The sequence below is a fragment of the Rhodococcus sp. IEGM 1406 genome, from assembly GCF_030056745.1.
GTDB classification, from domain to species: Bacteria; Actinomycetota; Actinomycetes; order Mycobacteriales; family Mycobacteriaceae; genus Rhodococcus_F; species Rhodococcus_F erythropolis.
Map to the genome: position 1 here is coordinate 500153 of NZ_JASHKO010000004.1, position 14428 is coordinate 514580.

The 14428-nt window shown below is 64.1% G+C and carries 13 protein-coding genes; 6 read left to right on the forward strand and 7 right to left on the reverse strand.

The window, feature by feature from the left end; translation table 11 throughout:
• Positions 1–36 precede the first annotated feature (36 nt).
• On the forward strand, positions 37–1641 hold the full coding sequence (locus QM596_RS21150) for an MFS transporter (protein ID WP_279163969.1): 1605 nt from the start codon (positions 37–39) through the stop codon (positions 1639–1641).
• Here QM596_RS21150 and QM596_RS21155 read toward each other — a convergent pair.
• The 5 genes from QM596_RS21155 to hrcA form a co-directional block, all read right to left on the reverse strand.
• The gene (locus QM596_RS21155; RefSeq protein WP_021333395.1) at positions 1633–2409 is read right to left on the reverse strand and encodes an alpha/beta hydrolase family protein; all 777 of its coding nucleotides are present in this window, start codon (positions 2407–2409) and stop codon (positions 1633–1635) included. The two genes, QM596_RS21150 and QM596_RS21155, sit on opposite strands and share 9 nt — an antisense overlap.
• Before the next feature lie 14 nt (positions 2410–2423).
• Positions 2424–3662 carry a L,D-transpeptidase gene (locus tag QM596_RS21160; protein ID WP_020908192.1) on the reverse strand — a complete coding sequence of 413 codons (1239 nt, stop codon included), beginning with the start codon at positions 3660–3662 and terminating at the stop codon, positions 2424–2426.
• Positions 3663–3805: 143 nt separating this feature from the next.
• Positions 3806–4567: a 16S rRNA (uracil(1498)-N(3))-methyltransferase gene (locus QM596_RS21165; protein ID WP_021333396.1), complete on the reverse strand. Its 762-nt coding sequence runs from the start codon at positions 4565–4567 to the stop codon at positions 3806–3808.
• 2 nt (positions 4568–4569) lie between these two features.
• Entirely contained in the window at positions 4570–5721 is a 1152-nt protein-coding gene (gene dnaJ, locus QM596_RS21170; RefSeq protein ID WP_283309882.1) for a molecular chaperone DnaJ, read from the reverse strand.
• A gap of 81 nt (positions 5722–5802) precedes the next feature.
• Positions 5803–6846, reverse strand: a complete 1044-nt coding sequence (hrcA, locus tag QM596_RS21175) for a heat-inducible transcriptional repressor HrcA (protein WP_019749027.1) — start codon at positions 6844–6846, stop codon at positions 5803–5805.
• A 157-nt stretch (positions 6847–7003) separates the two neighbouring features.
• Here hrcA and QM596_RS21180 point away from each other — a divergent pair, with 157 nt between their 5' ends.
• The gene (locus QM596_RS21180; protein WP_003944521.1) at positions 7004–7327 is read left to right on the forward strand and encodes a type II toxin-antitoxin system VapB family antitoxin; all 324 of its coding nucleotides are present in this window, start codon (positions 7004–7006) and stop codon (positions 7325–7327) included.
• A gap of 26 nt (positions 7328–7353) precedes the next feature.
• On the opposite strand, the gene QM596_RS21185 is transcribed toward QM596_RS21180, so the two are convergent.
• Together QM596_RS21185 and hemW are read right to left on the reverse strand one after the other, a co-directional pair.
• Positions 7354–7974: a CG0192-related protein gene (locus QM596_RS21185; RefSeq protein ID WP_060939204.1), complete on the reverse strand. Its 621-nt coding sequence runs from the start codon at positions 7972–7974 to the stop codon at positions 7354–7356.
• A gap of 35 nt (positions 7975–8009) precedes the next feature.
• Positions 8010–9236 (reverse strand): radical SAM family heme chaperone HemW, encoded by a 1227-nt coding sequence (gene hemW / locus QM596_RS21190; RefSeq protein WP_283309883.1) that lies wholly within the window; start codon positions 9234–9236, stop codon positions 8010–8012.
• A gap of 503 nt (positions 9237–9739) precedes the next feature.
• Here hemW and QM596_RS21195 point away from each other — a divergent pair.
• The 4 genes from QM596_RS21195 to QM596_RS21210 are packed head-to-tail and all read left to right on the forward strand — an operon-like array spanning position 9740 to position 14428.
• On the forward strand, positions 9740–11470 hold the full coding sequence (locus QM596_RS21195) for a nitrite/sulfite reductase (protein WP_283309884.1): 1731 nt from the start codon (positions 9740–9742) through the stop codon (positions 11468–11470).
• Positions 11467–12210 (forward strand): phosphoadenylyl-sulfate reductase, encoded by a 744-nt coding sequence (locus QM596_RS21200; protein WP_021333398.1) that lies wholly within the window; start codon positions 11467–11469, stop codon positions 12208–12210. Before QM596_RS21195 ends, QM596_RS21200 begins: the two co-directional genes overlap by 4 nt.
• Complete coding sequence (gene cysD, locus QM596_RS21205) at positions 12207–13142, forward strand: sulfate adenylyltransferase subunit CysD (protein WP_283309885.1); 936 nt, start codon at positions 12207–12209, stop codon at positions 13140–13142. Before QM596_RS21200 ends, cysD begins: the two co-directional genes overlap by 4 nt.
• Complete coding sequence (locus QM596_RS21210) at positions 13142–14428, forward strand: sulfate adenylyltransferase subunit 1 (protein ID WP_020969973.1); 1287 nt, start codon at positions 13142–13144, stop codon at positions 14426–14428. The genes cysD and QM596_RS21210 overlap by 1 nt, the downstream gene beginning before the upstream one ends.

Consider the following 14428-nt stretch of genomic DNA (forward strand, 5'->3'; position numbering starts at 1 on the left):
AGGAGTCTCTTCGATCATCAGGAACGGAGTCGCGTCATGACGACACTCATGAGCAAACCTGTCTCGGAGATGGACCAGCCGTACTCACGGCGGTGGGCCGCGCTCGGGGTGTTGTGCCTGAGTCTGCTGATCGTCGTGATGGCGAATACCGCGCTGATCGTCGCGGCGCCGGACATGACCAGAGACCTCGGGCTCACCAGCACGCAACTGCAATGGGTCATCGACGGCTACACAGTCCCCTACGCCGCGCTGATGTTGCTGTTCGGCGTGATCGGTGACAAGTACAGTCGCCGCGGAGCGCTTCTGGCCGGACTCGCCGTGTTCGCCGGCGGCGCCGTCTTCGGCAGTATCGCGGACACCACCAACGCCGTCATCGCGGCACGAATGATCATGGGCGTCGGCGCCGCGATCATCATGCCCGCGACGCTTTCGCTTCTGGTCGCGACCTTTCCCAAGGCGGAGCGATCACGCGCCATCGCGGCGTGGGCGGCGACGTCGGGTCTGGCGATTGCCCTCGGCCCGCTGTTGGCCGGATGGATTCTCGACAGCCATTCCTGGAGCATCACTTTCCTGATCAACGTCCCGATCGCCGCAGTCGTTGCCGTCGCCGCCGTAATCCTGGTGCCGCCGAGCAAGGCCGAGCACCTGGGCCGGATCGACTGGATCGGCGGCGCACTCTCGGTGGTCACCATCGGATCGCTCGTGTACTCGATCATCAACGGATTCCACTTCGGGTGGACCGGCGGACCCATCGGCGCCGCCATGCTCGCTGCGATCGGCCTCGTCTCGTTCGTCGTCTGGGAACTGCGTCACCCGCAGCCACTGCTCGACGTCCGCAAACTCGGCCAGCGCATGGTCGGCGGCGCGACACTCGCCGTACTTCTGCTCTTCCTGGCCGCCTTCGGTGCCATCTACTTCATCTCACAGCAGTTCCAGTTCATCCTCGGCTACGGCGCACTCGAAACCGGTGTTCGTCTGCTGCCCTTGGCAATTGCCGTTTCGATCGGCGCCGTGGTCAGTGGCCGGATCACTCCGCTGATCGGCGTCCGGGCATCCATCGTCGGCGGCATGGTCGTCGCCGCGGTCGGTGTTCTGATTCTCACGCAGGTAGACGGCGATTCGGGCTACTGGATGTTCGCTGTCCCACTGATCCTGCTCGGCCTGGGCATCGGCTTGAGTGAACCGCCGGCCACCGACGCCATCATGGACAACTTCTCCGAGGACGATCTCGGCGCTGCTGGTGGCCTCAACGACACCGCCATCGAACTCGGCGGCTCTCTGGGAATCGCGATCCTGGGCTCGATCCTCGCTGCGAGCTACAAGGATTCGATCGCAGGATTCATCAGCGGTATGCAGGTTCCACAGTTGACGGGTGAGCTGGCGCAACAGGCCGCGTACGCGATGGAGGTGTCGGGAGAATCCGTCGGCGGCGCTTCGTTGGTCGCCGAAGAGATGGCAGGCAACCCCTTGGCTGCAGCTCAGGCAGCGCCGTTGCTCGACGCCGCCGGCAGTGCCTACGCCGACGCGATTTCGGCGGCCAGCTGGGCGGGCGGCCTTGCACTGTTCGTGGGGGCAGTTGTCGTGGCGTTCATCCTGCCGGGCAAGAAGGCCCCTGTGCAAGAAGGCCCCGTGTCAGTCTGACGTGCTCGGAGCCAGCGGGTCTTCGGCGAGAACCAACTCGCGGGAGACCCGCCAGGACTCGGTCGAGGGTGAGAGAAATGCGTCGTGCCCTTCGCCCTCGATCACACGCAGTGCCACGGGATCACCAGCCGCTTCGGCAGCCTTCGCATACCGGGAGCTCACCTTGGCCGGCACCTGCAGATCCTCCGCACCCGTGACGCACACAACGGGAACGCCGATCGGCAGTCGATGCTGTGGCGACGCATTGCGATACAGATCCGGGTCCGCTTCGAACGGAACGCCGAACAGATCCTCGATGAAGCTGATCCGTCGTCCACGCTCGCCTGCCGACGCCAGATCGAGTGCGGCAGCCTGCGCGATTACCCGTTCAGGCCGGGTGAACGTGTCCTTCTCTCCCGCCAGCCACACTGCAAGATGTCCGCCGGCCGAATGCCCGAGCAGGCGAATCTGATTCAGATCGAATTCGGCCGAGGACTTCGCGGCAACCAGTCCGGGGATTTCGTCGTACGCCGTTTTCACGTCGGCGGACATTTCCGGCCAACCACCGCCCGCCCCGAGGCGGCGGTATTCGATGTTCCACACTGCGACGCCGTGCCGCGCGAGTTCGACGGCAAATGCGGTGCCCAGATTCAATCCGTACTGCCCGCTCCAGAAGCCGCCGTGGATCTGCATGACGATCGGGATCGGGCCGTCAACCGCCTCGTCGGGAACGTAGAGATGCCCGAACTGTTGCTCGTGTCGGCCGTACGGAATCTTGAATCGAGGCACCGAGGAAATCTATCTCAGGCGAGGGCGCTGCCTGCGGCCCAGTCTGCCCACGAGAGGGTCCAGTCGCCGTTCTGCCACACCTCCAGCGGAGCCCCGCCGGTGTTCTTGATCTCGACGACATCTCCTGGCTGCGAGAAATCGAAGAACCATTTGGCATTGGCCGCACTGAGATTGAGGCAACCGTGCGAGGTGTCGGTGTTTCCCTGCGCCCAGACGGTGCTCTCCAACTCGTGAAGATAGATACCGTCCGTGCTGATGCGGGTGGCCCAGTTGATGGATTCCTTGTAGCCCAGGCGCGAGTTGATCGGCAGACCGTAGGTCGACGAATCCATGATGACGGGATTGGCCTTGTCCATCACGGTGTACGTGCCGGGCTGGGTCCAGAACGAGAGCGTCGTGCCGCCGATCGTTTCGGTGCCGCCCATTCCCATCGAGGTCGGCATCTCCTTGATCACCTGACCGTTTTCGTAGACGGTCACCATCTTGGTGTTGTCGTCGGCGACCGAGACGTGGGAGTCGCCGATCTTGAAGGACACGGTGTCGTCCTGTTGGCCGTACAGTCCGTTGCCGAGTTGCTTGCCGTAGATGTTCGCGTTCACCGAGACCGTCGTGCCTGGTGCGTAGTAATTCTGCGGACGCCAGTGAACATTCTGACCGTCGACCCAGTACCACGATCCTTGTACGGGCGGATTGGTGGTGACCACCAGAGACTTCTCGGCCGCGGCTTTGTCACCGATCAACTCGTCGAAATGAACGGCGACGACCGTGCCGACGCCGTACGTGCCACCGTCCGAAATCGAGGCGCCACCGGTGGTGTTGATGTACGCGCGAGTCTGATTACTCGGCGCGACGGTGGTCAGCGTCGTGTTCTTGGTCGTGGCAACACCATTCGCGTCGACGGCATCGACGACAAGCTTGTAGGTCTTGCCGTATCCGAGTGGTTCGCTCGGCTTCCAGGACGTCTTGTCAGGCGTCGTGATACCGGCGACTTCCTTACCTTCGGGATTGGTCAGCGCGACGGTCGTCAGTGTTCCCTTCGCGACCTGGACCTCGATGGGATCGAGGGGGCTCACGGGGGTTCCGCCGTCGGCGGGAGTGACGGTGACGAGCGCCTCGCTGGTCGGTGTGGTGGTGACGGCATTACCGGAAGAGCCCGGGTTGTCTCCGGTGGAGACCGTGCACCCCGCAACCAGCATCATCGCCGCCGCGGCACACACCGCTCCGGCAATTCGCATATGCGCACGTGACAACATCTGGCCTCCTGAAATCCCCGAACCAACTCACGCCGAAGGCGACCCCCGACGTCCTTACGATAGTGCGCAAATCTGACACTTCGCTGAGCGCCGGATCCGATTCAGCTCGGGATCACACCAACGTCAGTGCAGTCACAACAAGATCAGTGCAGTGGCCGTGGTCCCCAGCGATCGGTCAGCACTCCGATCGCGCCGAGAGCAACAGCCCCGGCGGTCGACGTGCGCAGGACCGTCGGCCCGAGAAGCACCGGAGTGGCCCCGGCCTCCGACAACGCACTGATCTCCGAATCGTCGAGCCCACCTTCGGGACCGACAACGAGAAATACCTCGTCCGCGCTCGCCAACGGCAAGCCGGCCAACGGCGTCGTCGCCGATTCGTGAAGCACCGCAACCACAGCGCCGCGGGCAACGGCGTCGCGAACCAACGCGATCACCGCCGCCGTCTTGTGCAGATCCGAAATCTCCGGGACGAACGCGCGTCTGGACTGCTTCGCCGCAGACACTGCGGCACTTCGCCAGCGTGCGACGCCCTTGGCGAGCTTCGGGCCTTCCCATTTGGCGACACAACGCAGGGACTGCCACGGAATCACGGCGTCGATACCAGCCTCGGTGGCCAGTTCGACGGCCAACTCGGAGCGCTCGGCCTTGGGCAGTGCCTGAATCAGGGTCACCAACGGCTTGGGCTGCTCGAGAACCTGAACGTCGCTGACCAACAGTTCGAGGCGATCCTTGCCGACGCTCGTCACCTCGGCGTCGGCTACCCGGCCACGGCCGTCGGCCAACACCAAACGCTCGCCGACACCGATCCGGCGGACAGTGGCCGCGTGGCGGCCCTCCTGCCCGTCCAGAACTGCGATTTCACCGACGCCGGGAACCGGGTCGAGAAAGAAGACCGTTGCGGCCACCGTCAGCGGCCGCTGAATGCTTCGCGAAGACGCGAGAACAGACCACTGCTGTTCTGCGACGTCGTCGAAACGACCTCGGCCTCGTCACGATCGCGGAGCAGCTTGAATTCCTTGAGCAGCTTGGACTGCTTGTGATCGAGGCGGCTCGGGATGACCACCTCGAGGTGAGCGTGGACGTCGCCGCGCACTCCCGACCGCAGTTTCGGCATACCGTGACCGCGAAGAACAGCAACGTGCCCGGGCTGGGTGCCTGGCTCGATGGTGATTTCCTTGGGGCCGTCGATGATGGTGTCGACGGTGACGCTGGTACCCAGTGCTGCGTCGACCATGGGAACACGGATGGTGCAGTGCAGGTCTTCACCGTCCCGAACGAAGACGTCGTGCTGCTGCTCGACGATCTCGACGTAGAGATCGCCGGGGTGTCCGCCGCCTGGGCCGACTTCACCCTGCGCAGTCAAACGGATGCGCATGCCACCGGCAACGCCCGCCGGAACCTTCACCGTGATGTCGCGCTTGGCCCGAACTCGGCCGTCGCCGCCACACTTGTGGCAGGGATCCGGGATGGTCTCACCGGCACCGCGGCACGTCGGGCAGGGACGCGAGGTCATGACCTGGCCGAGGAACGAGCGCTGGATGGACTGAACTTCGCCGGCACCGTTGCAGGTCTCACAGCGGACAGGCTTGGAGTCGCCGTTGGTTCCGGCTCCGGTGCAGCTGTCGCACAGAATGGCCGTCTCGACGGTCACGTGCTTGCTGACGCCCGTCGCACATTCTGCGAGGGTCAGTTTGGTGCGAAGCAACGAGTCGGCGCCGGGCTGAACGCGACCGCGCGGCCCACGACCTGCGCCGCCACCGCCGCCGAAGAAGGCTTCGAAGACGTCGCCGAGGCCACCGCCACCGAATCCGCCGCCGAAGCCACCACCTCCGCCGCCACCGGACTCGAGCGGGTCTCCGCCGAGATCGACGATGCGACGCTTCTCCGGGTCGGTCAGGACCTCGTAGGCCGTCGAGATCTCCTTGAACTTGGCCTGCGCCGCCTCGTCAGGGTTGACGTCCGGGTGCAGTTCGCGTGCCAGCTTGCGGTAAGCGCGCTTGAGCTCCTGGTCTGTCGCGTTCTTGCCGACGCCGAGCAATCCGTAGTAATCCCGTGCCACGTTGAGTCTCTCGTCCTTCTCTTACTTCTAGGTTTTCCTCAGTCCTCGCGAGGAGGTGTGCCGACCAAATGTCGACGTCCGTCATCGCTCGGAGAGAACTTCGCCGATGTATCTGGCAACGGCGGCAACCGATGCAATTGTTCCCGGATAGTCCATCCGAGTGGGTCCGAGCACACCGACACCACCGAAAACGGTACCGGCCGCGCCGTAGCCAGTCGAAATCACGGAGGTTCCGCGCATCTGTTCGACCTGCGTCTCTTCACCGATCTGAACGGTGACCGTGCCGGAATTCTGCGTCGCAGCGAGCAGTTTGAGGACCACTACCTGCTCTTCCAGTGCTTCGAGCACTGCGCGCAGCGAACCGGGGAAGCCGGCCAGACCGGAGAAATCGGCGGCGTTGCGCGTGAGGTTGGAGGTTCCGCCCAGAACGAGGCGATCTTCCGGATGTTCGACCAGGGTCTCGACCAGAACCGTTGCCGACCGGATCACGGCGTCGCGCAGGTCGGCCGGAGACTCGTCGGCCAGTTCCGCCACGGCAATCGACGCGGCGGCCAGGCGCTTACCTTCCAGGGCCCCGCCGAGAAGCGCGCGCAACCGGGAAAGGTCTTCGTCTTCGAGGACGTCCCCGAGCTCGACGATTCGCTGATCGACTCGCCCGGAATCGGTGATGAGAACGAGAAGCAGGCGCGCCGGCGTCAATGCGACCACCTCGAGGTGGCGAACCGACGACGCGGACAGCGACGGATATTGGACAACCGCGACCTGACGGGTCAGTTGCGCGAGCAGTCGCACACCGCGGCGCAGAACGTCGTCGAGGTCGACACCCGACTCCAAGAACTCGAGGATCGCTCGTCGCTCGGGTCCGGACATGGGCTTGACGTCGGCGATGCGATCGACGAATTCGCGGTATCCCTTGTCGGTGGGGACGCGGCCGGAACTGGTGTGCGGTTGGGCGATGTAGCCCTCGGCCTCGAGGAATGCCATGTCGTTGCGCACAGTGGCGCTCGACACTCCGAGGTTGTGACGCTCGACCAGGGCCTTGGATCCCACCGGGTCCTGGGTGGAGACGTAATCGGCCACGATTGCACGTAAGACCTCGAAACGCCTGTCGTCGGTACTCGACATCGTTGCCACCTCCGTTTCCTGAACAGAACGAACACCGACATTTACACATCGGTTCCCACTGGCAGTCTAATCGCCCGAGCGCCAGAGACGGCTGTTGCCCTTACTGTGGAGTGAGATCGGCGAAGGGTCGATCGCACAACCATGGACAAGGCGGCACATGATCTTCAAAGGCGTGATGGACGGCAAACCGTATCCCGATCACGGACTGTCTCTACGCGACTGGTCGAAGTTCCCTCCACGTCAGGTTCGACTCGACGAGATCGTGACCACCACGAAGGTCCTCGAACTCGATCGCTTGCTGTCGGAGGACTCGACCTTCTACGGCGATCTGTTCCCTCACGCAGTGCAGTGGCGCGGCACTCTTTACCTCGAGGACGGCCTGCACCGAGCGGTTCGTTCGGCCCTGCGAAACCGCGTCGTGCTGCACGCGCGTGTCTTCGACTTCGACGCGATGCCCGGTGTCATCGAGGGCGTCCGCTGACGCTCACGCGACTCAGGCGCCGAGACTCAACCGACGAACGCGAGCAGTGCGGGATTCGGCTGCCCCGGCCAGGTTCCGGTGAGCGTCGCCGAGCCTGACACTCGATCTGCGTCGATCACTCTCACCACGGTCAATTCCAGTTCTCCCGCGCTGATGATCGTGTCGGTGCCGACTGTCGAGCAGGTCACCGATTCGACGTCCGGTACGGAAGCGCCGGCCGTACCGCTGCCTACTACGTGAGCCGTCACCGGGATGTGATCGGCGGAGTCCGCGAAAACCAGATCGACTCCGGCCCCACCGGTCAGAATCGCAGTCGCCACCGCGCTCACGTAGACCGGATCGCAGCAAGCGTCGTACACCCACCGCTCGCCCAGTACCGAATGATCCATGGTTGCGATCAGCGCAGTCTCCGCCCCGTCCAGCGGAGCACCACGATAAGTAAGCGGGACCTGAAGAATTCGACCGTCGGCAGAGCGGAGCAGGTGCGTCTCGATTCCGACCTCGCCGTCCGGGTCGTCGAAACGATAGGCGTCGACGCGTTCGAGCGTCGAACAGTCGACCGACCCGATCCATGGCTGCTTGGGCACCCACGCTCGGAGCAGGTCGTTCTTGGACGGATTCAGCTGCGCACGATGAATGATGGCCACCACGGCCACATTACGCGGCAAAGGATGGTGCCGCGTCAGGTCAGGATCGTGCGAATCACCGCATCAGCGAGCAGGCGACCACGGTCGGTGAGAACCACGTGATCGTTCTCGATCACGGCCAACCCGTCGACTACCACCTGTTCGGCTGAAAGGCGTTCGGATGCAGACAGTTCCGACAGCGGAAGTCCCGTACGCAACCGCGCAGTCAACATGACGCGCTCCATGTGTTCGTCGTCGGCGGTCAGTTCTTCGCTGCCGCCGACGGGAAGTTCACCGAGGGCCAACTGTTCCGCGTACCGCGCTGGGTGCTTGACGTTCCACCACCGCACTCCGCCCACGTGACTGTGCGCGCCCGGTCCGGCGCCCCACCAGTCACCGCCGTCCCAGTAGCCGAGGTTGTGACGGCAGCGGGTGTCACCGGAGTCCTCGGTTTCCGCCTTTGCCCAATTGGAGACCTCGTACCAGTGCAAGCCGGCTTCGGACAGGCGTGAATCGATTCGTTCGTATCGTGAGGCCAGCACGTCGTCGTCCGGCGCGGGCAGCTCGCCGCGCCTGACCTTGCGAGCCATGGCGGTACCGTCCTCGACGATCAACGCGTAGGCCGAGACGTGGTCGACATCGGCGGAGAGAACCGCATCGAGTGAGGCGTCCAGATCTTGGTCTCGCTCCCCTGGCGTTCCATAGATCAAATCCAAGTTCACGTGCGAAAAACCAGCTGCGCGAGCCTCTTTCGCGGCAGCGACGGCGCGGCCGGGAGTGTGGGTGCGGTCGAGGATCTTCAGGACGTGCTGAGCCGCGGACTGCATGCCGAGGGAAATGCGGGTGAATCCCGCACTGCGGAGAGCGTCGAAGAATTCCGGCGACGTCGATTCGGGGTTCGATTCCGTGGTCACTTCGGCGCCGGACGCCAAGCCGAAGCTGCTGCGAACCGCCGACAGCACGTCGGACAGCCCGTCGCCACCGAGCAGCGACGGCGTTCCACCGCCCACGAACACCGTCTCTGCCGCCGGGGCGCCCGTCATCTCGGCCGCGAGATCGAGTTCGCGTCGCAAACCCTCCAGCCACGACTGCGGCGACGCCGAGGTTCCGAGCTCACCGGCCGTGTAGGTGTTGAAATCGCAGTACCCACACCTGGTGGCACAGAACGGGACGTGGATGTAGATCCCGAACGGCCGTTTCCCGACACCCTCGAGCGATCGCGCGGGCAAGGCGAAGGGCGTCGCCTCGCTCTGTCGAGTGGGAGTCGTGCTGGTGGCATTCACGCCTCCAGTGTCCCAGCATCCGGAACGCACACCTATTCAGCCTGCGATGCAGGTCGGCGCTTGGCCTGAACTCGATATTTCCCCCGTTTTTCGTGGAAATATGCGCCCGAGTCGGAATTATCGAGTTGACGTGGCACAATGGTCCGCATGACCGGACTCGGAGTGCGACTTGTGGCGCGTCGCCATGTCGACTTCAAGCGTGTGTGCAGCTCGTCGTGTCTGCACCTGTGTAGCTGTTGATCTTTCACTGATCTTCCAGCCTTTCCCGCTCATCTCCATCTGCTTCACCGAAACAACTCTCTGCAGAGACACGTCGTTTCAGAGATACAGCTTCTCCAGCTGTTCGTTTTCGTGAGCACACCTGCCGGCCGCGAGCTTTCCGAGACCGAGGACAGCCCCCTCGATTTCCGACACGGACCGGTGCGTCCCGATCAGACACCGCCACAGTTCGTCGATAGTGCGTGCCGCGTGCCGATCAACCGCCCAGATCCAGGAGTTCATCGATGACGTCGACCACCGACGCCGCCACACCCGCCGATTCGGCAGCACCTGCCGAAGCCCGGCCCGCACGCGCTGCGCGTCCCGCCAAGCGTCGCGCCGAAGGTCAGTGGGCCCTCGGTTACCGCGAGCCGCTCAACGCCAACGAGCAGGCCAAGAAGGACGACAACCCGCTCAACGTTCGGGCCCGCATCGAGAACATCTACTCCAAGCAGGGATTCGACAGCATCGACAAGGGCGACCTTCGCGGCCGCTTCCGCTGGTGGGGTCTCTACACCCAGCGCGAAGAAGGCTACGACGGCACCTTCACCGGCGACGAGAACATCGACCTGCTCGAGGCCAAATACTTCATGATGCGCGTGCGTTGCGACGCCGGCGCTCTCAACGTCGAGCAGCTGCGCACCATCGCCGGCATCTCGAAGGAATTCGGCCGGAACACCGCCGACCTGTCCGACCGCGAAAACGTCCAGTTCCACTGGATCGAGGTCGAGAACGTTCCGGAGATCTGGAAGCGCCTCGAAGCCGTCGGACTCAAGACCACCGAAGCGTGCGGTGACTGCCCCCGCGTCGTCCTCGGTTCTCCCCTGGCCGGCGAATCGCTCGACGAGGTCCTCGATCCCACCCCGGCGATCGACGAGATCGTGCGCCGCTACATCGGCGACCCCAAGTACTCCAACCTGCCGCGCAAGTTCAAGACCGCCATCTCCGGTCAGCAGGACGTCGTTCACGAGATCAACGACATCGCCTTCATCGGCGTGAACCACCCCGAGCACGGCCCGGGCCTCGACCTCTGGGTCGGCGGCGGACTGTCCACCAACCCGATGCTGGCGCAGCGCGTCGGCGCCTGGATTCCGCTCGACGAGGTCCCCGATGTCTGGGAGGGTGTCGTCTCGATCTTCCGTGACTACGGCTACCGCCGTCTGCGCGCGAAGGCAAGGCTCAAGTTCCTCATCAAGGACTGGGGCATCGAAAAGTTCCGCGAGGTTCTCGAGACGGAGTACCTCGAGCGCCCGCTCATAGACGGCCCCGCGCCGGAGAAGCCCAAGCGCCCGATCGACCACGTCGGCATCCAGAAGACCCGCAACGGCCACAACGCAGTCGGCTTCGCTCCGATCGCCGGCCGCGTCTCGGGAGACATCCTGGCTCAGGTCGCCGACGCCGCGGAGAAAGCCGGCAGCGACCGGATCCGCTTCACGCCGTACCAGAAGCTGATCATCCTCGACGTCGCCGACGAGACCCTCGAGCCGCTCATCGCCGATCTCGACGCGCTGGGCCTTCCCGCCCGACCGTCGCACTGGCGCAAGAACCTGATGGCCTGCTCCGGCATCGAGTTCTGCAAGCTCTCGTTCGCCGAGACACGCAAGCGTTCGCAGGTGCTCGTGCCCGAACTCGAACAGCGTCTCGCCGACGTCAACAGCCAGCTCGACGTGCCGATCACCATCAACATCAACGGTTGCCCCAACTCCTGCGCTCGCTCGCAGATCGCCGACATCGGCTTCAAGGGCCAGCTCGTCGACGACGGTGAGGGGAATCAAGTCGAGGGTTTCCAGGTTCACCTGGGAGGCAGCCTCGGATTCGACAGCGCCTTCGGACGCAAGCTGCGCCAGCACAAGGTCACCAGCGTCGAGATGGGTGACTACATCGACCGCGTCGTACGTCAGTTCGTCAAGAACCGCAACGAAGGTGAACGGTTCGCCGAATGGGCAGTGCGCGCAGACGAAGGAGATTTGCGATGACAGTGGACATTTCGCGAGCAACCGCCGACGAGCTTCGGTCCATCGCCGAGCGCGGTGCCGTAGAACTCGACGGAGCCAGCGCACAGGAACTGTTGCAGTGGACCGAGGACACGTTCGGTGACGGGGCGAGCGCAGCGACGGGGGATCGTAACGGTTACATTGTTGCGTCGAACATGCAGGATGGAGTGCTGGTTCACCTTGCCGCACAAGTTCATCCGGGCGTCGACGTACTCTTCCTCGACACCGGCTACCACTTCCCCGAGACCATCGGCACACGTGACGCGGTCGAGCAGGTCTACGGCGTCAACGTCATCAATGCACGCGCGCTGGCAAGCGTCGCCGAGCAGGATGTCGCCGAGGGCAAGGATCTGTTCGCCCGTGATCCCAACCGCTGCTGCGCATTGCGCAAGGTCGCACCCCTCAAGCAGACACTGTCCGGCTACAGCGCGTGGGTGACCGGCATCCGCCGCGTCGAAGCGCCCACCCGCGCCAACGCTCCCTTGATCTCCTTCGACGACGCCTTCGGCCTCGTGAAGATCAACCCGATCGCTCCGTGGTCGGACGAGGAGATGCAGAACTACATCGACACCAATTCCATCCTCGTCAATCCTCTTGTCGACGAGGGCTATCCGTCCATCGGCTGCGCACCCTGCACCAGCAAGCCAGCCCCCGGCAGCGATCCGCGTAGCGGTCGTTGGGCCGGTGCCTCCAAGACAGAATGCGGGTTGCACGCATCATGACAGTTGACTTGACACTTTCACGTCCTCAGCTCGACGGCACACAGTTCGATACTCTCGACGCCCTCGAGTCCGAAGCGATCCACATCTTCCGAGAGGTAGCCGGCGAGTTCGAACGCCCGGTCATTCTCTTCTCGGGAGGTAAGGACTCCACCGTGCTGCTGCATCTGGCGATCAAGGCCTTCTGGCCTGCGCCGCTGCCGTTCACCCTGCTGCACGTCGATACCGGCCACAACCTGCAGGAAGTTCTCGACTTCCGCGATCACGTCGTGGCCAAGTACAACCTGCGCCTGCACGTGGCCAGCGTCGAGGAGTACATCGCGGACGGTCGCCTCACCGAGCGCCCCGACGGTATCCGCAACCCGCTGCAGACCGTTCCGTTGCTGGACGCGATCTCCGAGAACCGCTTCGACGCCGTCTTCGGTGGCGCTCGCCGCGACGAGGAGCGCGCCCGCGCCAAGGAGCGGATCTTCTCGCTGCGCAACGCTTTCGGCCAGTGGGATCCCAAGAAGCAGCGCCCGGAACTGTGGAACCTCTACAACGGTCGCCACTCCCCCGGCGAGCAGGTGCGCGTCTTCCCGCTCAGCAACTTCACCGAGCTGGACATCTGGCGTTACATCGCCCGCGACAACGTCGAACTCGCCAGCATCTACTACTCCCACCAGCGTCCGGTGTACCAGCGCGACGGCATGTGGATGACCCCCGGAGTCTGGGGTGGTCCAGCTGACGGCGAAGAGCTGCAGACCCTTTCGGTGCGTTACCGCACCGTCGGCGACGGTTCGACCACCGGTGCTGTTCTCTCCGATGCGGCTGACAACGAAGCGATTCTCGCCGAAGTTGCGGCATCACGTTTGACCGAGCGCGGCGCGACCCGTGGCGACGACCGAGTTTCCGAAGCGGCCATGGAAGACCGCAAGCGAGAGGGCTACTTCTGATGAGCGATCTGCTCAGACTGGCAACTGCCGGCAGCGTCGACGACGGAAAGTCCACACTCGTGGGCCGCCTGTTGTACGACACGAAATCCGTTCTCGCCGACCAGATCGACGCCGTGACCCGTGCATCGGTGGACCGCGGTCTCGACACCCCTGACCTGTCGCTCCTGGTGGACGGACTGCGCGCCGAGCGTGAGCAGGGCATCACCATCGACGTGGCGTACCGCTACTTCGCGACCCCCAAGCGCACCTTCGTGCTTGCCGATACACCGGGCCACGTGCAGTACACCCGCAACACGGTCTCCGGCGCCTCGACGGCTCAGCTCGTGATCCTCCTGGTCGATGCCCGCAAGGGCGTCATCGCGCAGACTCGTAGGCACGCAGCGGTTCTCGCGTTGCTCGGTGTCCCGAAGCTCGTTCTCGCCGTGAACAAGATCGACCTCGTCGAGAACCCCGAAGAGGTCTTCACCTCGATCTCCGCCGAGTTCAACGAACTCACCAGCTCACTGGGCTGGGCAAGCGAAGACGTCGTCGAGATCCCGGTATCGGCACTGCACGGTGACAACGTCGCCATCCGCTCCGACAAGACCCCGTACTACACCGGCCCCACGCTGATCGAGCACCTCGAGTCGATTCCGGTCGACGCCGAGCCGCATCGCGTCGGCCTGCGTTTCCCGGTGCAGTACGTGATCCGTCCGCGTACCGCCGAGTTCCTCGACTACCGCGGATACGCCGGCCAGGTTGCCGCCGGTTCCGTCGTACCCGGCGACGAAGTGGTGATCCTGCCCTCGGGTACGCGCACCACCGTCACTCGTATCGACACGGCCGACGGTGAACTCGACGTCGCCCACGCGGGACGCAGCGTCACGCTGATCCTGGCCGACGACGTCGACGTCTCTCGCGGCGACACCATCGCCTCGCCGTCTGACGCACCCGAGCCGATCGGCGAATTCGACGCCACTGTCTGCTGGTTGGCCGAGAAGTCGCTGCGCCCCGGCGCACGTCTGCTGCTCAAGCACGGCACGCGCACGACGCAGGCCATCGTCGGCAGCTTGGTGGAGCGCTTCAACGAGCAGGATCTCACCACGGATCAGGGCCCGGACACTCTCGAGCTCAACGAGATCGGCAAGATTTCGATCCGCGTGGCCGAGCCGATCGTGGCCGACGACTACGCAGTGAACCGCCACACCGGCAGCTTCCTGTTGATCGATCCCGCTGGTGGAAACACTCTCGCAGCCGGCTTGGTCGGCGACGTCATTTCCGCTGTGGAATTGGGCGAGCGCGTCTAA

Excerpts from the sequence above, each read along its gene's own strand:
- QM596_RS21150 (WP_279163969.1), top strand. The coding sequence starts at position 37 with ATGACGACACTCATGAGCAAACCTGTCTCGGAGATGGACCAGCCGTAC.
- QM596_RS21160 (WP_020908192.1), bottom strand. The coding sequence starts at position 3,662 with ATGTTGTCACGTGCGCATATGCGAATTGCCGGAGCGGTGTGTGCCGCG.
- hrcA (WP_019749027.1), bottom strand. The coding sequence starts at position 6,846 with ATGTCGAGTACCGACGACAGGCGTTTCGAGGTCTTACGTGCAATCGTG.
- QM596_RS21180 (WP_003944521.1), top strand. The coding sequence starts at position 7,004 with ATGATCTTCAAAGGCGTGATGGACGGCAAACCGTATCCCGATCACGGA.
- QM596_RS21195 (WP_283309884.1), top strand. The coding sequence starts at position 9,740 with ATGACGTCGACCACCGACGCCGCCACACCCGCCGATTCGGCAGCACCT.
- QM596_RS21200 (WP_021333398.1), top strand. The coding sequence starts at position 11,467 with ATGACAGTGGACATTTCGCGAGCAACCGCCGACGAGCTTCGGTCCATC.
- cysD (WP_283309885.1), top strand. The coding sequence starts at position 12,207 with ATGACAGTTGACTTGACACTTTCACGTCCTCAGCTCGACGGCACACAG.
- QM596_RS21210 (WP_020969973.1), top strand. The coding sequence starts at position 13,142 with ATGAGCGATCTGCTCAGACTGGCAACTGCCGGCAGCGTCGACGACGGA.